We start from the raw sequence: 21,281 nt of genomic DNA, 5'->3' as shown, positions 1-21,281 counted from the left end.
AGACTGTATTCGATATCACGATGAGCGGTGGGTGGGTGATGCTGTTAGCTAAAAAGTACTGCCAGGGGCATGGTATAGAGTTGGGCGCAGCGGCTCACAACGCGTTCAATCTTGCCAATTGCCTGAACGTTGCGCCGTGCAACGGTGTGGATTTTTTGCACCCTCGCGACATGGAAGACTATCAGCAGTACTTCGTCGAGCAGATGAAAGTGTCGGGCGACGTTTCGAAGGTCGACATGCTGGGCGATTTTCAGTGCATCCATACGGCCGACTCGTCAGTTGACTATCTGATCAGTTCGCACGTCATCGAGCACGTCCCCAACCTGCTCTCTGCCTACGTCGAATCCTTCAGAGTGCTGAAGAACGGCGGGGTATTCTTCTGCATCTTTCCCAAGCGCACCGCAGCCAAGACTGATCGGGCCCGTCGTTTGACGACGCTGGCGCAGATGATCGAGGACTATGAAAACAAGGTCGACATGACCACCGTCACTGAAGGCGAGTGGCGCGGTCACTATCAGGTCTTTTCCCTGCAAAGCATGCTCCGCGCAGTCAATTATGTTAACTCGTCAGGCCTGGGTTGCTGGTACATCGAGTGCGTCGAAGAAACCGATTCGAAAGTAGGCAACGGCCACACCGTCGTGCTCCGCAAAGTGGAGGGCTTGTCTGCGGAAAAGTGGCAGGACGTCGGCGACTTCAATACCCAGTTCAATCAGTTGTTGATGGCGGGCAAGCTCGAGAACGCGCTGACGCTGACCAAAATCATGCTGTCATTCAATTTTTTCGATGCCACCAGGCTGCACCTTGCCGGCGCTCTGAGTCGTCAGTTGGGCAATGTGGCCGAAGGCGTCGAATTCCTGCGTCAGGCCCTTGTGGTCGACCCGGAAAACGAAGACTACCGAAAGGAGTTCATCGAAGTGACCGGGACGCCTTTCCATAACCCGGTTCTCTGACGCGGCAGGCCGACAGCCTGAAGCGCGGTGCTTGAAGATTGCAGTCTGAAGGTTGAAGCTTGGCGTTTGCTGCTCAACTAAAAGGACTGACCCATGACAGGCAATGACCCCCATTCGCAGAAAGAAATGCTGATGGGCATTGATGAAGTGGAGTGTGTAACCCCGGATTTGAACGGTGTACCGCGCGGCAAGGTGATGACGGCTGAAGGTTTTCTTGAGGGCCGCCGTTTGCAGCTGGCGCGCGGTGTGTTGCTTCAATGCATCATGGGCGGCTATCCGCCGGCGCGCTTCTACGGCAGTGACGACGGCGATCTGGCGCTGATCAGTGATCCACAGCAGCTCCACCTTCTGCCCTGGAGCAAATCGCCGCGCGCCTTGGCGATCTGTGATGCGCAGGACCTCAATGGTCAGCCCTGCATGCTCTCCACCCGTAATCAGCTCAAGGCAGTTATCGCCCGTTACGCTGCGCAGGGCCTGGTGCCGGTGGTGGCCACTGAACTCGAGTTCTTTGTCTTCGCGCCCAACCCCGAGCCGCTGTATCCGTTCGTACCGCCGACAGGGCTGGACGGACGACGCGAGCAGGGGCATTCAGCGTTCAGTATCAGTTCCAACAATGGCTTGCGGCCTTTTTTCGCCGAGGTATACGCCTGCATGGCGGCGTTGGGCCTGCCGCGTGACACGGTGATGCACGAAATGGGCGTCAGCCAGTTCGAGATCAACCTGCTGCATGGCGATCTGCTGCTGCTGGCCGATCAGACGTTTCTGTTCAAGCACCTGCTCAAGGAGGTGGCGCTCAAACACGGGTTCATCGTGGTGTGCATGGCCAAACCGCTCGCCCATACAGCGGGCAGTTCGATGCATATTCATCAGAGCGTGGTGACAGCAGAGACCGCAACGAACATCTTCAGTGATGCGCAGGGTGAGCCGACCGACACGTTTCGTCATTTCATTGCTGGCCAGCAAGCCTGCATGGCGGACTTCACCGCGCTGTTCGCGCCCAATGTGAATTCCTACCAGCGCCTGTGCCATCCGTATGCCTCGCCCAACAACGCCTGCTGGTCCTACGACAATCGCGCTGCCGGATTACGTATACCGTCGAGTGCAGCGGCGGCCAGAAGGGTGGAGAATCGGCTGCCGGGCGCTGATGCCAATCCCTATCTGGCCATTGCCGCAAGTCTGGCGGCCGGGCTGCATGGCATCGAGCAACGGCTGGAACCGACGCCGCCGCTGCAGGGCGAACTCGAGGTGCCGGAAGAATTGTTATTGCCGTGTACCTTGCATGCTGCTCTGGAGCGTCTGAAAAGCAGTCAGTTGGCCAAGGAACTGTTTGGTCATGAATTCATCGAAGGCTACATCGCGTCGAAGACCCTGGAACTGACCAGTTTTTTTGACGAGATAACCCCCTGGGAACGGCGTGTGCTGGCTGCTCAGGTTTAAGAATCGCAGTGTTGGGCTCGCCCAGTCGGGCGACTCCCTATTTTTGGAAAGTTGATGCGCCAAATCTGGAAGTCCTTTCGAGCGCTTTATTTTGCCTCGTTGATGATGTTGATCGGCTCGGGTCTGCTGAGCACTTATCTGGCCCTGCGCCTGGCGGCCGATCAGGTTGACAGCCTGTGGGTCGGTGCGTTGATGGCCGCCAACTATTTCGGTCTGGTGCTGGGCGGCAAGATCGGTCACCGCCTGATCGGCCGTGTCGGTCACATTCGCGCCTACGCCACCTGTGCCGGCATCGTCGGCGCGGCGGTACTCGGGCATGGCCTGATCAGCTGGTTGCCGGCCTGGCTGGTGCTGAGGGTCATCGTAGGTCTGGGCATGATGTGCCAATACATGGTCATCGAGAGCTGGCTGAACGAGCAGGCGGCCGCCAAACAGCGCGGCATGGTCTTCAGCGGTTACATGATTGCCTCCTACCTGGGGCTGGTGCTGGGTCAGCTGGTGCTGGTGGTTCACCCGCAACTGGGGCCTGAGCTGCTGATGCTGGTAGCGCTGTGTTTCGCACTGTGCCTGGTGCCGGTCGCCATGACCCGGGCGATTCACCCGGCACCCCTGCATCCGGCACCACTGGAGCCGCGCTTCTTCATGAAGCGTGTGCCGCAGTCGTTGACGGCGGTACTGGGCGCCGGCCTGATCATCGGCTCGTTCTATGGTCTGGCACCGGTCTACGCCGCTGAGCAGGGGCTGTCCACCGAGCAGGTCGGTCTGTTCATGGGCTGCTGCATTCTGGCCGGGTTTCTGGTGCAGTGGCCGTTGGGCCTGCTGTCCGACCGCTATGACCGTTCCGTACTGATGCGCATCTTTGCCGCCGCACTGGTGGTGGCGTCATTACCGCTGGCGGTGTTTCCCAGTGTGCCGGTCGAGGTGCTGTTCGGTGTCGGGTTTCTGGCTTCGCTGATGCAGTTCTGCCTTTATCCGCTGGCAGTGGCATTCGCCAATGACCACGTCGAGGCCGAGCGCCGGGTATCGCTGACGGCCATGTTGCTCATGACCTACGGCATTGGCGCCAGTATCGGTCCGTTGGCCGCGGGTGTGGTGATGAAGCAGTTTGGCGGTCACATGCTCTATGCGTTCGTCTGTGGCGCGGGTGTGATTCTGGTACTGCTGATCAGGCCCAAGGCGGTCACTCACTTGCATCAGGTCGAAAACGCACCGCTGCACCACGTTGCGATGCCGGACAGTATGTCCAGTTCGCCACTGGTGGTTGCACTTGACCCGCGTGTCGATGAGCAGGTGGTTCAGGAACAGATGCAGGCAACCGTTGAGCCTGAGCCGGAGCCCGAGGCGGTGTCTGAAGCTGAGGTCGATGCAGAAAGCGAGACACTGGCGCAGACCGAGCCGGCTGCCGGAGCGGAACCAGCTGAAGCCAATGAGCATGAACGCGAGCGTGAAAGCGAGACCTGGAAGGCCTGAGGGGAGAGTGCAGGGTAGTGCATGATTGCGGCAGCATTGCCGCAATCGCCGAAGGATTCAGGTGAGTGTCAGAAGTCCTCGTCTTTGTCGAAGCGTCGTGCTTCGCGCTGTAATTGATAGACGAAGCGCTCGACCTGACGCTGCACCAGCCCACTCATGTTGTGGAAGCGGACGCCGGCAAAGGTAGTATTGAATCGTTCTTCGAAATGCAGGTGGCGCAACTCGACAGGTGCTGTCATGGCGCCGAAAGGCAGCTTGGCGACGAAACGCTCGTATACCTGGCCCAATTGCATGCGATCGGACACGTCGCCCTCGAAGCGCAACTTGCAACCTGTGGCAGAAATGTCCAGCAGCTTGCCGGCCAGTGTGAACTTCAAGCGGTCACCGCCGATTTCTACATCGACCAGTTGTGCCAGCTTCAGCGCAGCCCGAAATGCGTTGCGCCGCTGGTGATAGACCACTTCCTCAGGCATCGGGCCACGGTACATGCGTTGACCGTCAGTGCTGAGGATGTCCATGTGCGCAGTACTTTCCCAGGCAATCCGCACGCCGTCATGAAAGCCTTCGACACGGAAGGATTCGCCGTTGCTCAGAAAGCGTTCGCCATCACGGGGGATCATCTCGTCGAGAGCCATGACGTTGTTGTCACGGTCGACTTCAAGCAGATAACTCTGAAAGCGCTGGGGACGCTCATGGAAGGTAATGATCAGAGGATCATGACTCTCGAGTAGCAGCCGCAGGTTGGCGGCGATTTCCAAAGGTGTATTGAGAACCTTCGGGGGCTGCGGAGCATCGTCCGCGCTTGAGCCATTCACGTTCTTGAATCTCCAGGCAAAATACTACGGCAACGCAACAGCAGGCATTCTGCCACTATGCACGAAACCTTGATACAGGAAGTTACGCCTGACTCAGAGGGCGTGGTTTTGCTCTAAGGGCAGTCGATCCGCGACTGTCATAGAGTGTAGGCGTATCGCCACCGTTCAGTATGCGAAGCTGGTGAGCGGTACTGACCTGTTGCAGCTGGATCAGACTACCATTGCGCTCGTTGAGCGTCTGGCATTCGTTGATCAGTGTATTCAGTTCGTCGGCGGCCAGCAGCAATTGCTCACCGATATCCGACTGGCTGGCCAGTTGCTGGAGACCACTGCGATTGGCTGGCAGGCCCATGCCCGCAAGCACCTGGCTACGCTTGCGGCCGTGCTGGTCGAGAAGAATGACCAGCGCCTGTTTCTGCGCCAGCACCTGCTCCATCTCGCCCATGTCGCGGCCGTGAAGAATCAATGATTCGGCCTGCAACAACTCAAGAAGCTGTCGGGCTGAAACCATGTCGTCAGTGATCATCTGCAGCAAAGTAGTGTCGTGCATCGCATGCTCTGGTTTTTAAGCGTCCAGAATATCCAGCGCCAGCCTTGGCTTAGCGTTGGGTTTCGAAATTCAACAGTTTGCTGGCGACACGGTTGCTGTCCACTGTGTAACTACCGTCGGCGATGGCCTGTTTGAGCTCGGCAACGCGAGCACTGTTGACGGTTGGCAGATCGGTCAGCTTGTCCGTGATTTTCTGCAACTGTTGAGCCTCACTGCTCAAGGAAAAAGTTTCCCCGGTGCTTTTGACACCTGCGGTGACGGCAGGGGCTGGGGCATCGGTTTTGGCGGTGTCTTTACTGGCGCTGGTACGTGAAGTACCGGCAACAGCCTGTGAGTTGTTAAGGCGACTGAAATCTATGACCATGATTGAAAAAACCTCTGGGTGTTTGGACGCTTGCCTTGTTTTCGGCCAACCCCTGTCAAACTTTAGGCTGATTGTGAGAAAGCTTCCCAATAGACGACATTTGCCGTCGGGCATTCCCCGCAGTCTAAAAAAAACACACCCTTCGCGCCACTATCAATGCACTACATAGCGACTTCCACCTGCCCTGGGCCGGTGACACTTGCTTTGATCACCCGCTGGGAATTGAGGTTTTTCACCCGTATCTGTTCGTTGAAGCCTCCGTCGGACATTGCTTCGCCGGGCATGCGAACCGCCAGCGAGCCGCTGCGCGCGATGATCACCACCTGATCGCCCTTGTGAACCATCTGTGGCTGCTCAAGCGCCACCGGGGTAATGACCTGGTCGATGACCATTTGTCGGACAACCTTCTGACCGACCGCCTGATCCAGCGACGCCAGGAAACCCTGACCCAGACTGCTGACATCCCGCTCACGCATCGCGACGTCTTCTTCGGTGACGATCGCGTCACGCTTGAGCGGGCGCATCACGGTCACGACGTTGCGATACAGCAATACCTGAGCGGGCACAAACACCGTCCAGGGCGAAGAACCTTCGCAGCGCACGCGCACGGTAACCCGGCCAACCGGGCGCGGACTTTCCAGTGTGGCTGTCAAATCCTTGTCGCAGGCACCCATCCTTAAACGCGGGTCGAGCTGCTTGACCTGTATCTCATGACGCCCGTCAATCTGGTTGGTTGCCAAATAGTCTTCTACTGTGAACTCAAGAAACCCTTGGGTGACGCCGATAAGCTGTTCAGGCAGTGTGAAATTCTCGGCACGAGCGAGGGTCACCGTGCTGGAAAGGCACAGCAGAGCGATTGCGCACAGAAGCCTGCGGGTTTCTAATGCGAGGTGTCGAGAAATTGTCGTCTTTGCGTTCATGACGTAATAAATAGCAAAGCCCGTGCCGCTTGTTGATCTGGTGTCTGGGCGGCGGTCATTTTGTAAGGGGGTTCGGCATGGCAGGTGTAATGGATTCGGTAAACCAGCGAACTCAGCTGGTGGGTCAGAATCGCCTGGAGCTGCTCTTGTTCCGTCTCGACGGCAAGCAGCTCTATGGGATCAACGTCTTCAAAGTGAAAGAAGTACTGCAATGCCCGAAACTCACCATCATGCCCAAATCGAGCAAGATCGTTCGGGGCGTGGCCAATATTCGTGGCGGCACGATCCCGATCATGGATCTGGCAATGGCGACAGGTTCCACAGGGATGATTTCGCTGGTTAACTCCTTCGTCATCATTACCGAATACAACACCAAGGTTCAGGGCTTTCTGGTGCATTCTGTCGAACGCATCGTCAACATGAACTGGGAAGAGATTCATCCACCACCCAAGGGCACCGGGCGCGATCATTACCTGACCGCCGTCACCCGGGTCGATAACCAGTTGGTGGAAATCATCGACGTCGAGAAAATTCTCGCCGAAGTCGCGCCAGTGTCCGAAGAAATCTCGGTCGGTGTCATTGACGCCGAGGTTCAGCACAAGGCTGTCTCTATGCGCGTGCTGACGGTCGATGACTCGTCGGTGGCCCGCAAGCAAGTGAGCCGCTGCCTGGAAACCGTCGGGGTGGAGGTCGTCGCGCTCAACGATGGTCGTCAGGCGCTGGACTACCTGCTCAAGATGGTCGCAGAAGGCAAAAAGCCTGAAGAAGAGTTCCTGATGATGATCTCCGACATTGAAATGCCGGAGATGGATGGCTATACCCTTACCGCAGCAATACGTAATGATCCACGCATGCAGAAGATGCACATCACCTTGCATACCTCGTTGTCAGGGGTATTCAACCAGGCGATGGTCAAGAAAGTCGGCGCGGATGACTTTCTCGCGAAATTCCGGCCTGATGATCTGGCGGCCAGGGTCGTTGCGCGGATCAATGCAGCAGAATAACCAGCCGGGGGCGTCGTCCCCGGTGATTCACATGATTTGAGAGGCGGCACTTTGTCTACGGGTAATTTGGATTTTGATCAGTTCCGGGTATTTCTGGAAAAAGCCTGTGGCATTCTGCTTGGGGAAAACAAGCAGTACCTGGTGTCCAGCCGCCTCAACAAATTGATGGAGCAGCAAAGCATCAAGTCGCTTGGCGAGTTGGTCCAGCGTATTCAGACCCAGCCGCGCAGTGGTTTGCGCGAGCAGGTCGTCGATGCGATGACCACCAACGAAACCCTGTGGTTTCGCGACACCTATCCGTTCGAAGTGCTGAAGAACAAGGTGCTGCCCGAGCAGATCAAGGCCAGCCCTGGTCAGCGACTGCGTATCTGGTCGGCCGCCTGTTCATCGGGTCAGGAACCGTATTCGCTGTCGATGTCCATCGACGAGTTCGAGCGTGCCAATCAGGGTCAACTCAAATCGGGCGTGCAGATCGTCGCAACCGATCTGTCGGGCTTGATGCTCAATAACTGCAAGACCGGCGAATACGACAGTCTGGCTATCGGCCGCGGCCTGTCGCCGGATCGTCTGCAGCGCTTTTTTGATGTTAAAAGCCCGGGCCGCTGGGTGGTCAAGGCGCCGATCAAGAGTCGTGTGGAGTTCCGCTCGTTCAACCTGCTCGACAGCTACGCCTCGCTGGGCAAATTCGACATCGTGTTCTGCCGTAACGTATTGATCTACTTCTCCGCTGAAGTGAAGAAAGACATCCTGCTGCGTATCCACGGTACGCTCAAGCCAGGCGGTTACCTGTTTCTGGGGGCTTCCGAAGCACTCAATGGTTTGCCGGATCACTACCAGATGGTTCAGTGCAGCCCCGGGATCATCTATAAGGCCAAGTGACGGTCTGTCAGTTGCCTGCGATGAAAAAAGAGACCTTCGAGTCTCTTTTTTGTGCGCGGCTGAAAACAGCTTTGATCGTCTGCCCATCGGTTCATGTTTGCGTACTGTTGCTCACCAGTTTTGCAAAAGCGTTGGCGGCGGCGCTCTGGTAGCCGTTTTTACGCCGCAGCAGCGCAACCGTCCGCCCGGGCAAGGCAGGGATCGTCTGAACTTCGCACAACCCAGGCTGCTCGCGAACGATGGCATCGGGAAGAATGGTCGCCATGCGGCCCTGGGCAACGACCTTGAGCAAAATGGCAATCGAGTTCGCCTCGAGGCCGACCGTCGGCTTGAAGTTCTGCGTATGGCACCAGGCATCCAGCAATTGGCGAGTGGCGAATCCGGGGGCGAGCAAGGCAAAGCGAAGCGTTTGCAGGTCCTCAAGTGTCAGCAAGGTCTGTTTTTCGGGGGCAGACTTGGCCATGACCAGGCACAGTTGTTCATCGAACAGAGGCTGGCTGTCTATCTCGACAGCATGACTGCCAGCAAAACCGATGGCCAGATCGAGCGAGTCACTGATCAATGCCTCGGTGATCCGCTCCAGAGGCAGCTCCGTGAGGATGATTGCCACGCCGGGATACAGCGCGCTGAAGCGGTCGATCAGCGGCGCTATCAGGTATTCACTGAAGGTGGGCGTGACGCCGAGGCGCAAGTGTCCGCGTGACAGGTCGCTGACATCGTTGAGCGCACGCTTCCCGGCCTCCAGCTCCAGCAGGCAGCGACGCGCGTGGTCCAGATAGACGCGGCCGGCATCGGTCGGCACGACACTGCGGCGAGTGCGGTCGAACAGTTGCACACCCAAGCTGCTTTCCAGTTGCCTGATCTGTTGCGACAACGCCGGTTGCGAGACATGCAGGGCCTCGGCCGCCCGGGTGAAATTGCCATGATCGGCGACCGCCAGCAAATAACGTATGTGGCGTAACAGCATGGCATCACCATAAGTCAGGGTTATGGCGATGATCATAAATCAGTCTTGGATCTTATGGTGATAGTTGCCGATGCTGTGATTGACGTGAATTCATTCCGGAGGGTTACCTATGCCGCACAGCAACATTTCCAGAGCGCCGCGCCAGCATCTGACTGAACGTGTGCTGCAGGCCAAGACCGCAAAGAACCTGACGTGGGCAGGGCTTGCAGAAGGTACGGGGTTGAGCGTGGTGTATGTCACGGCTGCATTGCTCGGTCAGCACCCATTGCCGGAAGCGGTGGCCGAGGTAGTCGCCGAGCGTCTCGGGCTGGACAGGGACGCGGTCGCCGAACTGCAAACCATCCCGTTGCGCGGCAATGTCGAAGACGTCTCCAGTGACCCGACGATCTATCGCTTCCACGAAATGGTTCAGGTCTACGGCACAACGCTGAAGGCATTGGTGCATGAGCAGTTCGGCGACGGCATCATCAGCGCAATCAACTTCAAGCTCGACATCAAGAAAGTCGAAGATCCGGAAGGGGGCGAGCGAGCCGTGATCACCCTCGATGGAAAATTTCTGCCCTACAAACCGTTTTGAGGACGCTGGTATGAGTGATAAAGGAAGACCGCCATTTCCACCCTTTACCCTGGAGACGGCTGTCCAGAAAGTCCGTGGCGCCGAGGATGGCTGGAATTCGCGCGATGCGGCGAAAGTTGCGCTGGCCTACACCGAAGACACCTACTGGCGTAACCGCAGCGAGTTCATCAATGGTCGTGCAGAGGCTCAGGCCTTTCTAGAGCGCAAGTGGCGCAAGGAACTGGACTACCGGCTGATCAAGGAGCTCTGGGCATTCACGGATAACCGCATCGCGGTGCGCTATGCCTACGAATGGCATGACGACTCCGGCAACTGGTTCCGTTCGTATGGCAACGAAAACTGGGAGTTCGCTGCAAACGGCCTCATGCAACGGCGCTTTGCCTGCATCAACGATTTGCCGATCGCCGAGTCCGAGCGCAAATACCATTGGCCATTGGGGCGCCGACCGGATGATCACCCGGGTTTGAGTGAGCTGGGTCTCTGATTGAAAGCGCTGTCCGGGCGGAAATGATCGAAAACCGCCCGGACTTTCGTTCGGTGGAGGGTGCGTCGGTAGCTGATGCACTGTCGCCAAATAAGCTTTGATCTCTAGCCATGCCTGCGAAAGGATTCTCTCTACCGCCGTTCACGAATTGAGTTGCTTTTTTCGCGCGTGCCAGCAGTTCGGGATCAGTCGTGTCAGGCACCTCGGCATCATTTTTAGCCTTGTTGACGTCGTAGCTTCGGCCAATGATCTGGTCAAGCTGCTCAGCTGCCTTCGCCCCCAGTGCATCATGATCAAGACTCGCATCTCTTGACGCCGCACGCGTCGCGCTTTCGCTGAGTTGCACAGAAAGAGAAGAAAGTTTGCCTGAGTCCTGCGCTTTGTTTGAGGTGCAGAAGGGGCACGGGGGGTGGGTGAGGTGGCGGGGGGCGCCACGGCTTTCGCGGTGTTAATGACCGGGTTGTTGTGAGTGCCTATTGAGTCGACCAAGATGAAGCTCCTTTCCAATTCCCAATCCTTGTGCGCTTGAGTGTATCGGTCATCACCACAATCCTGTAGTGCAGATACGAGATTCGCCAACGCTGCCCCCATACTGGCAAAAAAACGGCACCCACCTTGCCGCTTTGCCCCTCCACAGCGGAAATGCCTTGCCGCTTTTCTGGCATTGCCGCCTCACCGCTGCCTACGGCCCCCGCAATCATTGGCTTTTACAACATGGCACGCCGATTGCTTTGTCAGTAGCAACAGAATCAGGTCAACCGGCAAAGGTTTCCCGAAATGAGCATCAGCTTCGATAAAGCGCTAGGCATACATGAAAAGGCTCTGAACTTCCGGGCTCAGCGTGCAGAGGTGTTGGCCAACAACATCTCCAACGCCGACACCCCGAACTTCAAGGCTCGCGATCTGGACTTCTCGTCGGTGCTGGCTGCCGAAAACGACAAGGTCCAGAACGGTCACTTCGCGCTGAACAAGACCAACAGCCGTCATATCGAAGCCGAGGGCATGGGCAATGACGACGGTACGCTGATGTATCGCACGCCGTCGCAGCCTTCGCTGGACCAGAACACCGTTGATTCCCAGGTCGAGCAGGCCAGCTACACCGAGAACGCCATGGGCTTCCAGGCCAGCTTCACATTGCTCAACAGCAAGTTCAAGGGGCTGGTTGCAGCCCTTCGCGGAGAATAATTCATGTCACTAGCCAATGTGTTCAACATTGCCGGTAGCGCCATGAGTGCCCAGACCACGCGTCTGAACACCACGGCCAGTAACATCGCCAACGCCGAGACCGTGTCTTCGAGCATGGACCAGACCTACCGCGCCCGTCACCCGGTGTTCGCCACCGTGATGCAGGGTCAGCAGTCCACAGGTGGTTCGCTGTTCCAGGACCAGGGCGAAGCCGGGCAGGGCGTTCAGGTCAACGGCATCATCGAAGACAGCTCGAACCTGGAAGCACGTTACGAGCCCAATCATCCTTCCGCTGACAAGGACGGGTATGTCTATTACCCCAACGTCAATGTCGTGGAAGAAATGGCCGACATGATTTCTGCCAGCCGGTCTTTCCAGACCAACGCAGAAATCATGAACACCGCTAAATCCATGATGCAGAAGGTTCTGACCCTCGGTCAGTGATAGAAGGCGAAAGTTATGGCCGTTGATAACACCTCAGCAACCAGCGTTTCATCGACATTCCTGAATACGCTGCAGAACCCGACGCCGACCAAGACGGACTCTACCGGCACGCTGGGCAAGGATTCGTTTCTGCAACTGCTGGTCACGCAGATGAAGAACCAGAATCCTCTGGACCCGCAGGACAACACGCAGTTCGTGGCGCAACTGGCGCAGTTCAGCAGCCTTGAAAGCATGCAGAACCTGACGTCGACGGTGGATACGATCGCCAGCAGCTACAAGTCGTCGCAGGCCTTGCAGGCCTCGTCACTGGTCGGTCGCTCGGTGATCATCGATGCGAGCAGTACCTCGGTCGATACCACCAAAGGCCTGACCGGTTCGATCGTGGTGCCGGGCGAAAGCTCGCTAACGACCGTCAAGGTGTACGACGCGCAATCGAATCTGGTCGACAGTGTTGACCTGGGCACGCAAAAAGCCGGTACCACCAGCTTTGCCTGGGACGGTACGGACTCAAGCGGTACCCAGCTGCCATCGGGTACTTACAGCTTCAAGGCTGAAGGCTCGGTGGAAGGCAAGAACACGCAGTTTTCAACTTACCTGCCCGCCACGGTCAACAGTGTCACGCTGGGTGTCAATGGCGCAGAAACAACGCTTAACCTGGCCAGCGGCAGTGTCGCCCTGTCCAAAGTTCAAACTATCGGATTGTAGAGCCGCTACGGCGCAGGAGTGAAACATGTCTTTCAATATCGGCCTTAGTGGGCTCTATGCTGCAAACAAAAGTCTCGACGTTACCGGCAACAACATTGCCAACGTCGCGACAACCGGTTTCAAATCGTCACGTGCCGAGTTCGCTGATCAATATGCTCAGTCGATTCGCGGTACTTCCGGCAATACCAGCGTCGGCAGTGGCGTGACTACCGCTGCGGTTTCCCAGCAGTTCTCCCAGGGCAGTCTGACCACCGGAACAGCCAACAGTCTGGACCTTGCCATCAATGGCGACGGGTTCTTCATGCTCAGCAATAACGGTGAGAAGCTGTATACCCGTGCCGGTGCATTCCACACCGACAAGGAAGGCTATGTCGTCAACAGCAGCAACATGAAGCTGCAGGGTTACAACGTTGACGCCAATGGCTCAGTGGTGACTGGCGCGCTCAGCGATCTGCGTGTGAACGCGTCCAACCTGGAGCCCAAGGCGACGACCACAATCACCAACTCCGCCAACCTGAACTCGACAACCGCGCTGCCGACCGTTTCGACGTTCGATGCCACCGACACCAATAGCTACAACGTCAAGTACAGCACGCCGACTTACGACACTCAGGGTAATGCGCATACCCTGGATCAGTATTTCGTCAAGACCGGCACCAATACCTGGTCGATGTATTCCCTGATGGACGGGCGCAGCATTTCCGATCCGACGTCCACCACGCCGGACAAGAATAACCTGACATTCGACTCCTCGGGCAATCTGGTGACCACTGCCGGCGGCTCTGTTCCTACCGACAGCGCCAACATCAAGTTCAATGCTGACGGTACATTCGCCGTGACCAACTGGGTGCCTGGCGTGCAGGTCGGTACTGGCACGACAGCTACCTGGGCAGCCAACGGTGCGACGGGCGCTGCTTCGATCAAGCTTGACATGTCGAGCACTACCCAGACCGCTTCGGTATCCGGTCTGCTCAAACAGGATCAGAATGGCTACGCCACTGGCCAGCTGAGCGGCATGAACGTTGACTCGAGCGGCAACCTGTTCGCCACTTATACCAACGGCAAGTCGCAGGTGATCGGTCAGACTTCGCTGACCAGCTTCGCCAACGTGCAGGGTCTGGCGCAGGCCGGCGGCACCAACTGGCGTGAAACGTTCGCTTCCGGTGTACCGGTGAGCGGCGCACCACAGTCGGGTACGCTGGGTTACATCACCGGTCAGGCGCTGGAAGAGTCCAACGTCGACCTGACCATGGAACTGGTTAACCTGATCAAGGCGCAGAGCAACTATCAGGCTAACGCCAAGACCATTTCCACCCAAAGCACCATCATGCAGACCACTATTCAGATGACGTAATACGCGTTGTTTGATACGCGTTGAAAGAGCCCCTGTAAAAAGGGGCTTTTTTATGGGTGTCTGCAAAGTATTTTGTCATGTCTTTTTTAGTGCTGAAAGTTACGGATTACTCCCTCAGCCTACTTGGAAACTTCCTACGCACGATGGTGTGAGAATAAAACTCCTCTATGAATTGCCTTTATGGCAAGGGAGTTTTCATGTCATTCAATACAGCGATCAGCGGTATTCAGGCTGCCAATAAACGACTGGAAGTAGCGGGTAATAATATTGCCAACGTCGGCACCCTGGGGTTCAAGTCGTCTCGTGCGCAGTTTTCTGCTTTATATGCGTCCGCACAGTTGGGGGCCGGGCAGCACGCTGTCGGGGATGGCGTACGACTTGCTTCGGTGCAGCAGAATTTCAATCAGGGTGAAACCGTGATCAGTTCCGGCAATGCGTTGGATATGCGTATTCAGGGCAACGGTTTTTTTGTGGTCAGTGATCAGGGCTCACTGGCCTATACCCGGGCCGGCGCCTTTCTGAAGGATGCTGCCAACTTTGTCGTCGACAGCGATGGTGGGCGTTTGCAGGGTTATGCCGCAAACGACAAGGGCGAGATTGCCAGTGGTATCCGCATGGACTTGCAGATCGATACGTCCAACGTCGGTGCTCGGGCCACGACCCGGGTGGCCGAAACCATCAATCTGGATGCCTCGCTGCCGTCACTCGCCCGCTTGCCGACCTTTGACCCGGACAACCCCGCGACCTATACACGGGTTGCCACCCGGACCATCCAGGATGTGGGGATCACTCCGGTGCCCGCAGCCGACCATGAACTCAAGCAGTATTTCGTCAAGACCGAGGCTGATCAGTGGTCGATGTATGTACTGGTGGACGGGCGCAACCCGGTGGATCCCGACAGCGTAGCGCCGTTGCAGGTAAGCCTTGAGCTGAAGCCTGACGGTTCTCTGTCGTACAGCGGCAATGATCAGCATCTGCGCAAGCTTTCGGACACCGAGTTTGCCTTGCAGGGTTGGGTGCCTGCCGCGCAGATCAATGGCGCCTGGGCGGCAAATGGCTCCCTGAACGGCGGGGCTGTTTCGTTGCCGTTGAGCGACGCCGGGGCCAGTCTGCTCGACCCGGGCGATACGGTCATGCATCGGCCAGTTCCGCACTTCAACCCCGCAGATCTGAACACCTACAGCAGGATGTTCGGTAACCAGATCTTTGACAGTCAGGGCAACACCCATGAGCTGAAACAATATTTCGTGAAGGACGGCACCAACAGCTGGCGCCTGCACGTACTGATCGACGATCGAAACCCGCAGAACTCCGGGTCCACCACGCCGCTGACGGCAAACATCGTCTTCGATTCCCATGGCGCCGTCGCGTCGTTGACCGGCAGTCCGGGCCTGAGCAGCAATGGCGATCAGCTGAAGCTCACGGGCTGGTCGCCTGTGATGGCGGTTGATCCTGGCACCGGTCGCGAGCGCTGGATATCCAATGGGGCGGCTGGCAGCGCTGACGGCATCACCATCGACTTCACCCATCTGCTTCAGCACAACGCTGCCAGTTCGCGCTCCGCCGCATATGTGGATGGCCATTCGGCAGGGGAATTGAAAAGCCTCGACGTTGGCCGGGACGGCATTCTGCGTGCCGGGTTTACCAATGGCATGACTAAAGATATCGGTCAGGTGATGCTCGCCAGTTTCGCCAATCCGCATGGCTTGCAGCCGCGTAGCGATACACGCTGGACCGCCACTGCCGATTCCGGAGTGGCTGAATATGATGTGCCGGGCGTCGGTACGCTGGGCGGCATCGTCAGTGGCGCGCTGGAAGGTTCGAACGTCGTGCTGGCCGATGAGCTGATTGCGCTGATCCAGGCCCAGACGGCCTATCAAGCCAACTCCAAGGCGATATCCACCGAAGTGACGCTGATGCAGACGCTGATCCAGTCGACCTGATCAGATCGAGCAGTCGGCTTTGATGAAGTGGCCTTTCAAGCGTTTCCAGCCTGGGCCCGGGCTGGCCTGGGCGCAGACGATCCGGCTGTCGCCCTGCCATTTGTAATAGTGGGCGGGAGCGGCCTGAGAGAGCAGGGCAAAGGTCATCAGGCTCGCGCTCGCGATACCGATGATGCACGCACGAAAAGGCATGACGGTTCCCGGTCACGGTTGCGGTGTCGGCAAGATTATCACTGTCGATCCGGTTCTCGGCGCAGTTCGATGAAGTTTTTTTGGCGGTGTTTCCTGTCTGGCAAGCGGCAGGCGGCAGTCCACCGCCGCTATTGGTTGGCGCTCGTTCCTCAAGCCATCGGCGATCGCCAGTTTTTACTGGCTAATCAGGCATTTGTATCGAGCCTGACAAGTTGGTTCAAAAATTGCTTAACCCTTTCAGAACAGCTACAGGCGGCAAGCGTCTGTCGGAGGAGGAAGACTGTGGACAAGTTGCTTTACGTCGCAATGAGCGGTGCATCCGAAAACGCGATCGCGCAAAAGGCTCATGCCAACAACCTGGCAAACGTCTCGACCAACGGTTTCATGCGTGACCTGGAACAGGCCCGCTCGATGCCGGTGTTTGGCGAGGTCATGCCATCGCGAGCCTACGCCATGAGCGAGCGTCCCGGGACCGACTTTTCCGCCGGTGCGATGGTGCAGACCGGTCGTGAGCTGGACATCGCCGTCAAGGGTGATGGCTGGATCGCAGTACAGACGCCCGACGGCGGTGAAGCCTACACCCGCAGTTCCGGCATGAACATCGATGCCCTGGGCGTGTTGCGCGACGGCAGTGGTTTGCCGGTTATGGGCAACGGCGGTCCGATTGCCGTGCCGCCTCAGCAGCAGATCGAGATCGGCGCCGACGGCACGATCAGTATTCGTTCGCTGGGCGAGAGTCCTCAGGTGATGGCGCAGGTCGACCGCATCAAGCTGGTCAAGCCTGACCTGAAGACCATGGAGAAGGGCCCTGATGGCCTGATCCACACCAAGACCGGCCGGCCTGCCGATGCAGATGCCACCGTTCAGGTCGAGTCCGGCTTTCTGCAGGCGAGCAACGTCAATGCGGTCGAGGAAATGACCTCGGTACTGGCCTTGTCCCGTCAATTCGAATTGCACGTCAAGATGATGAAGACCGCCGAAGAAGACGATCAGTCTATGGCTCGCGTCTTGCAACTTGGCTAATCAATGACAGCTTGCGCCGACAAACCGGCGCTCGAGGAGAACACACATGCTTCCTGCACTATACGTCGCCAAAACCGGTCTTGCCGCTCAGGACACCAACCTGACCACCATCTCCAACAACCTGGCGAACGTCTCGACCACCGGTTTCAAGAGTGACCGGGCCGAGTTCCAGGACCTGCTGTATCAGATCAAACGCCAGCCGGGTGCCCAGTCCACTCAGGACAGCGAACTGCCTTCCGGCCTGCAACTGGGTACCGGTGTGCGTATTGTCGGCACGCAGAAGAACTTCACTGCCGGTAGCCTGCAGACCACCAACAACCCGCTGGACCTGGCGGTCAACGGTCGTGGTTTCTTTCAGGTGACCCAGCCGGACGGCACCATTGCCTACAGCCGTGACGGTACTTTCCACCTCGACGCCAACGGCCAGATCGTCACGGCCAACGGTTATGCCCTCGAGCCTGCGATCGTTGTTCCGCAGAACGCCCAGACTTTTACGGTCGGTCAGGACGGTACTGTTTCCGTCACGCTGGCAGGCGCAACCGCTACGCCGCAGATCATCGGCAATATCCAGACCGCCGACTTCATCAACCCCGCCGGCCTGCAGGCCATCGGTGGCAACCTGTACCTGGAGACCGGTTCGAGCGGCGCGCCGCAGATCGGCACCCCTGGCCTTAACGGCCTTGGCCCGACCCTGCAGAACACCCTTGAAAACTCCAACGTCAGCACCGTTGAGGAACTGGTCAACATGATCACTACCCAGCGCGCCTACGAGATGAACTCCAAAGTGATCTCGACCGCTGATCAGATGCTGCAAAACCTGACTCAGAACCTGTAAATCCTTGATGTCGCTGCTCGTAGAACCGCTCAATCCGATGGGGCGCCTGATAAGCGCCTGTTACACCGCGAGGTTTCAAGTGTCATGAACCGCCTTAGTGTTCCGCGTTTTTCAGTGTTGATCGCTTCATTGTGCGGGATCACCCTGCTGTCCGGCTGTGTTGCGCCGACGGCCAAGCCCAATGACCCTTATTACGCTCCGGTGTTGCCGCGTACGCCCATGTCGGCGGCTGCCAACAATGGCGCCATCTATCAGGCCGGTTTCGAGCAGAACCTGTACGGCGACCGCAAGGCCTTCCGTATTGGCGACATCATCACCATCACGCTTTCCGAGCGTATGGCGGCGAGCAAGGCGGCCACTTCGGCGATGACCAAGGACAGCACCAACAGCATTGGTCTGACCTCGCTGTTCGGTTCGGGTCTGACCACCAACAACCCGATTGGCGGTAACGACCTGAGCCTGAACGCTGGTTACACCGGCGCGCGGACCACCAAGGGTGATGGCAAGGCCGCACAGAGCAACAGTCTGACCGGCTCGGTCACCGTGACGGTTGCGGATGTGCTGCCCAACGGCATTCTGGCGGTGCGTGGCGAGAAGTGGATGACCCTCAATACCGGTGACGAACTGGTGCGGATTGCCGGCCTGGTCCGGGCTGACGACATCGCGACCGATAATACCGTGTCGTCCACCCGTATCGCCGATGCACGTATTACCTATTCGGGGACCGGAGCCTTTGCCGATACCAGCCAGCCAGGCTGGTTCGACCGGTTCTTCCTCAGCCCGTTGTTCCCTTTCTGATAGCGGGATAGACATGATCAAGCTCAAGCAACTGATAGCGGCGACCTTGTTGTTGTCCACAGCGTTCGGCGTGCATGCCGAGCGTCTGAAGGACATCGCAAGCATCTCCGGCGTACGGGCCAACCAGTTGATAGGTTACGGTCTGGTCGTGGGTCTCAACGGTACAGGTGACCAGACCACCCAGACCCCGTTCACCCTGCAGACCTTCAACAACATGCTGTCGCAGTTCGGCATCAAGGTGCCGTCGGGTTCGGGCACCGTGCAGCTGAAGAACGTCGCGGCGGTTGCGGTGTACGCAGATTTGCCAGCGTTTGCCAAACCGGGCCAGACGGTCGATATCACTGTTTCCTCGATCGGTAACTCCAAAAGCCTGCGCGGTGGTGCGCTGTTGATGACACCGATGAAAGGTGTCGACGGCAACGTTTACGCCATCGCTCAGGGCAACCTGGTGGTCGGCGGTTTCGACGCGGAAGGCCGTGACGGCTCGAAGATTACCGTCAACGTTCCGTCGTCGGGTCGAATCCCCGGTGGTGCGTCGGTAGAACGCGCTGTACCGAGCGGCTTCAACCAGGGCAACACCCTGACGCTGAACCTGAATCGCTCCGACTTCACTACTGCCAAGCGCGTCGTGGACAAGATCAATGACATGCTTGGCCCTGGCGTCGCTCAGGCGCTTGACGGTGGTTCGGTGCGCGTGACTGCGCCGCTCGACCCAAGCCAGCGTGTGGATTACCTGTCGATTCTGGAAAACCTGGAAATCGATCCGGGCCAGACCGCTGCCAAGGTCATCATCAATTCGCGGACCGGCACCATCGTCATCGGCCAGAACGTCAAGGTTTCACCTGCTGCCGTCACCCACGGCAGCCTGACCGTGACCATCACCGAAGACCCGATCGTCAGCCAGCCGGGCGCATTGTCCGGCGGACAGACTGCTGTAGTGCCTCGCTCGCGGGTTAATGCCCAGCAGGAACTGCACCCGATGTTCAAGTTCGGTCCAGGCACCACGCTGGATGAGATCGTTCGCGCGGTCAATCAGGTGGGCGCTGCGCCCGGTGACCTGATGGCCATCCTCGAAGCCCTTAAGCAGGCCGGCGCGTTGCAAGCCGACCTGATCGTGATCTGAGGATTCGAGCATGGATATGCCCAAGAGCGGAATTTCGTCGGCGGTCGATTCGGGTGCCTACACCGACGTCAACCGTCTGGCGTCGCTGAAGCATGGCGACAAGGACAGTGTGGAAAACCAGAAGAAGGTGGCCCGCGAGTTCGAGTCGCTGTTCGTCAGCCAGATGCTCAAGGCCATGCGCTCGGCCAACGAAGTGCTGGCCAAGGACAATCCGATGAACACCCCGGCCACGCGGCAGTATCAGGATATGTATGACCAGCAGTTGGCGGTCACGCTGTCCACCCGTGGCAACGGTATCGGTTTGCAGGACGTGCTGATGCGCCAATTGTCGAAAGACAAGGGGATAAACCACGCTGCGCCGGTCAATACGACCGACGCTGCAACGGCCGCTACTGACGCTGCGCCGGCCAAGACCGGTCTGGCGACCAGCGTCTATCAGCGTCCGTTGTGGGCCACGCGCTCGGCGGCTGCCGATCAGGCGGCGGCTGCGGCCTCGGCGTCCGGAGAAGGGCGCAACGACATGGCGCTGCTCAACGCGCGTCGTCTGTCGCTGCCCGCCAAACTCACCGATCGTCTGCTGGCCGGCATCGTGCCTTCTGCCACCACAGCCGTCAGCAACAGCCCGGTGCCAGCTCGTGCGACAGCCGGTACTTCAGGCAACAACGGCGACTGGACACTCGATCCGAACCTGGCACCCGCGCCGGAATACGTGCGCTCCATGGCCCAGCCACCGCTGGCACCGGCCAAGCGCGCGTTCAGCAACGCCGATCAGTTCGTCGAAACCATGTTGCCACTGGCCAAGGAAGCCGCAGCGCGTATCGGCGTCGACCCGGTCATGCTGGTGGCGCAGGCGGCACTGGAAACCGGTTGGGGCAAATCGATCATGCGTCAGCAGGACGGTAGCAGCAGTCACAACCTGTTCGGCATCAAGGCGGCGGGCAGCTGGAAGGGTGCCGAAGCGCGTGCGATCACCAGCGAGTTCCGCGACGGCAAGATGGTCAAGGAAACGGCGGATTTCCGTTCCTATGATTCCTACGCCGACAGCTTCCACGACCTGGTCAGTCTGTTGCAGAACAACAGCCGCTATAAAGAAGTAGTCAATTCGGCCGATAAACCGGAACAGTTTGTAAAAGAATTGCAGAAGGCCGGTTACGCCACTGACCCGGACTATGCCAGCAAGATTTCGCAGATTGCGAAGCAGATGAAGAGTTACCAGACTTACGCCGCTGCAGCGGGCTCTTCCACGACTTTATAAGGTTTGA

23 protein-coding genes are annotated in these 21,281 nt (G+C 58.1%); 17 read left to right on the top strand and 6 right to left on the bottom strand.

The genetic code is table 11. The features are described 5' to 3' along the window. The first annotated feature begins 38 nt into the window (after positions 1-38). From ACW55A_RS11415 to ACW55A_RS11405, 3 genes are all read left to right on the top strand, one after another. Positions 39-950 (top strand): methyltransferase domain-containing protein, encoded by a 912-nt coding sequence (locus ACW55A_RS11415; RefSeq protein WP_032609902.1) that lies wholly within the window; start codon positions 39-41, stop codon positions 948-950. Positions 951-1,043: 93 nt separating this feature from the next. Further along, positions 1,044-2,387: a glutamine synthetase family protein gene (locus ACW55A_RS11410; protein ID WP_498811271.1), complete on the top strand. Its 1,344-nt coding sequence runs from the start codon at positions 1,044-1,046 to the stop codon at positions 2,385-2,387. Positions 2,388-2,441: 54 nt separating this feature from the next. Next, the gene (locus ACW55A_RS11405; protein WP_455808196.1) at positions 2,442-3,857 is read left to right on the top strand and encodes an MFS transporter; all 1,416 of its coding nucleotides are present in this window, start codon (positions 2,442-2,444) and stop codon (positions 3,855-3,857) included. A 68-nt stretch (positions 3,858-3,925) separates the two neighbouring features. Here the strand turns inward: ACW55A_RS11405 and ACW55A_RS11400 are convergent, their stop codons facing one another. The 4 genes from ACW55A_RS11400 to flgA form a co-directional block, all read right to left on the bottom strand. Continuing rightward, the gene (locus ACW55A_RS11400) at positions 3,926-4,672 is read right to left on the bottom strand and encodes a flagellar brake protein (protein WP_003370048.1); all 747 of its coding nucleotides are present in this window, start codon (positions 4,670-4,672) and stop codon (positions 3,926-3,928) included. A gap of 82 nt (positions 4,673-4,754) precedes the next feature. Next, positions 4,755-5,222, bottom strand: a complete 468-nt coding sequence (locus ACW55A_RS11395) for a flagella synthesis protein FlgN (protein WP_003370050.1) — start codon at positions 5,220-5,222, stop codon at positions 4,755-4,757. 49 nt (positions 5,223-5,271) lie between these two features. After that, complete coding sequence (gene flgM, locus ACW55A_RS11390) at positions 5,272-5,586, bottom strand: flagellar biosynthesis anti-sigma factor FlgM (protein ID WP_003370051.1); 315 nt, start codon at positions 5,584-5,586, stop codon at positions 5,272-5,274. A gap of 161 nt (positions 5,587-5,747) precedes the next feature. Beyond that, entirely contained in the window at positions 5,748-6,506 is a 759-nt protein-coding gene (gene flgA / locus ACW55A_RS11385) for a flagellar basal body P-ring formation chaperone FlgA (RefSeq protein ID WP_003417867.1), read from the bottom strand. 77 nt (positions 6,507-6,583) lie between these two features. Here flgA and ACW55A_RS11380 point away from each other — a divergent pair, with 77 nt between their 5' ends. Both ACW55A_RS11380 and cheR read left to right on the top strand, forming a co-directional pair. Then, positions 6,584-7,510, top strand: coding sequence for a chemotaxis protein CheV (locus ACW55A_RS11380; protein WP_004658711.1), 927 nt, complete (start codon positions 6,584-6,586; stop codon positions 7,508-7,510). Between the two features lie 51 nt (positions 7,511-7,561). Then, complete coding sequence (gene cheR / locus ACW55A_RS11375; protein ID WP_003347319.1) at positions 7,562-8,389, top strand: protein-glutamate O-methyltransferase CheR; 828 nt, start codon at positions 7,562-7,564, stop codon at positions 8,387-8,389. 91 nt (positions 8,390-8,480) lie between these two features. Here cheR and cynR read toward each other — a convergent pair whose 3' ends face one another. Continuing rightward, positions 8,481-9,392 (bottom strand): transcriptional regulator CynR, encoded by a 912-nt coding sequence (cynR, locus tag ACW55A_RS11370; RefSeq protein WP_499140273.1) that lies wholly within the window; start codon positions 9,390-9,392, stop codon positions 8,481-8,483. Between the two features lie 73 nt (positions 9,393-9,465). Between cynR and cynS the strand changes: the two genes are divergently transcribed. The 7 genes from cynS to ACW55A_RS11335 all read left to right on the top strand — a co-directional run bounded on the left by cynS (position 9,466) and on the right by ACW55A_RS11335 (position 16,048). Continuing rightward, a complete protein-coding gene (gene cynS / locus ACW55A_RS11365; RefSeq protein WP_003370061.1) occupies positions 9,466-9,933 on the top strand; it encodes a cyanase in 468 nt (155 codons plus the stop codon). A gap of 10 nt (positions 9,934-9,943) precedes the next feature. Beyond that, positions 9,944-10,417 (top strand): nuclear transport factor 2 family protein, encoded by a 474-nt coding sequence (locus ACW55A_RS11360; RefSeq protein ID WP_003370064.1) that lies wholly within the window; start codon positions 9,944-9,946, stop codon positions 10,415-10,417. Positions 10,418-11,194: 777 nt separating this feature from the next. Further along, positions 11,195-11,602, top strand: a complete 408-nt coding sequence (flgB, locus tag ACW55A_RS11355) for a flagellar basal body rod protein FlgB (protein ID WP_003370068.1) — start codon at positions 11,195-11,197, stop codon at positions 11,600-11,602. Positions 11,603-11,605: 3 nt separating this feature from the next. After that, the gene (gene flgC / locus ACW55A_RS11350; RefSeq protein WP_002554316.1) at positions 11,606-12,046 is read left to right on the top strand and encodes a flagellar basal body rod protein FlgC; all 441 of its coding nucleotides are present in this window, start codon (positions 11,606-11,608) and stop codon (positions 12,044-12,046) included. Between the two features lie 15 nt (positions 12,047-12,061). Further along, the gene (flgD, locus tag ACW55A_RS11345; RefSeq protein WP_003370069.1) at positions 12,062-12,751 is read left to right on the top strand and encodes a flagellar hook assembly protein FlgD; all 690 of its coding nucleotides are present in this window, start codon (positions 12,062-12,064) and stop codon (positions 12,749-12,751) included. A 25-nt stretch (positions 12,752-12,776) separates the two neighbouring features. Beyond that, a complete protein-coding gene (flgE, locus tag ACW55A_RS11340) occupies positions 12,777-14,105 on the top strand; it encodes a flagellar hook protein FlgE (RefSeq protein WP_003436076.1) in 1,329 nt (442 codons plus the stop codon). A 197-nt stretch (positions 14,106-14,302) separates the two neighbouring features. Beyond that, on the top strand, positions 14,303-16,048 hold the full coding sequence (locus ACW55A_RS11335) for a flagellar hook-basal body complex protein (protein WP_455808195.1): 1,746 nt from the start codon (positions 14,303-14,305) through the stop codon (positions 16,046-16,048). Here the strand turns inward: ACW55A_RS11335 and ACW55A_RS11330 are convergent, their stop codons facing one another. Then, entirely contained in the window at positions 16,049-16,240 is a 192-nt protein-coding gene (locus ACW55A_RS11330) for a hypothetical protein (RefSeq protein ID WP_032609907.1), read from the bottom strand. A 282-nt stretch (positions 16,241-16,522) separates the two neighbouring features. On the opposite strand from ACW55A_RS11330, the gene ACW55A_RS11325 reads away from it, so the two are divergent. From ACW55A_RS11325 to flgJ, 5 genes are all read left to right on the top strand, one after another. Beyond that, positions 16,523-17,263, top strand: a complete 741-nt coding sequence (locus tag ACW55A_RS11325) for a flagellar basal body rod protein FlgF (protein WP_003370079.1) — start codon at positions 16,523-16,525, stop codon at positions 17,261-17,263. 46 nt (positions 17,264-17,309) lie between these two features. Next, a complete protein-coding gene (gene flgG / locus ACW55A_RS11320; RefSeq protein ID WP_003412455.1) occupies positions 17,310-18,098 on the top strand; it encodes a flagellar basal-body rod protein FlgG in 789 nt (262 codons plus the stop codon). 84 nt (positions 18,099-18,182) lie between these two features. Then, positions 18,183-18,896 carry a flagellar basal body L-ring protein FlgH gene (gene flgH, locus ACW55A_RS11315; RefSeq protein WP_002554309.1) on the top strand — a complete coding sequence of 238 codons (714 nt, stop codon included), beginning with the start codon at positions 18,183-18,185 and terminating at the stop codon, positions 18,894-18,896. Between the two features lie 13 nt (positions 18,897-18,909). Further along, on the top strand, positions 18,910-20,019 hold the full coding sequence (locus tag ACW55A_RS11310; protein ID WP_003436081.1) for a flagellar basal body P-ring protein FlgI: 1,110 nt from the start codon (positions 18,910-18,912) through the stop codon (positions 20,017-20,019). A 10-nt stretch (positions 20,020-20,029) separates the two neighbouring features. Further along, a complete protein-coding gene (gene flgJ, locus ACW55A_RS11305; RefSeq protein ID WP_003436082.1) occupies positions 20,030-21,274 on the top strand; it encodes a flagellar assembly peptidoglycan hydrolase FlgJ in 1,245 nt (414 codons plus the stop codon). The last annotated feature ends 7 nt before the right edge of the window (positions 21,275-21,281 follow it).

The sequence above is a fragment of the Plantibacter cousiniae (nom. nud.) genome, from assembly GCF_977070315.1.
This window is presented reverse-complemented; position numbering and strand designations above follow the sequence as displayed.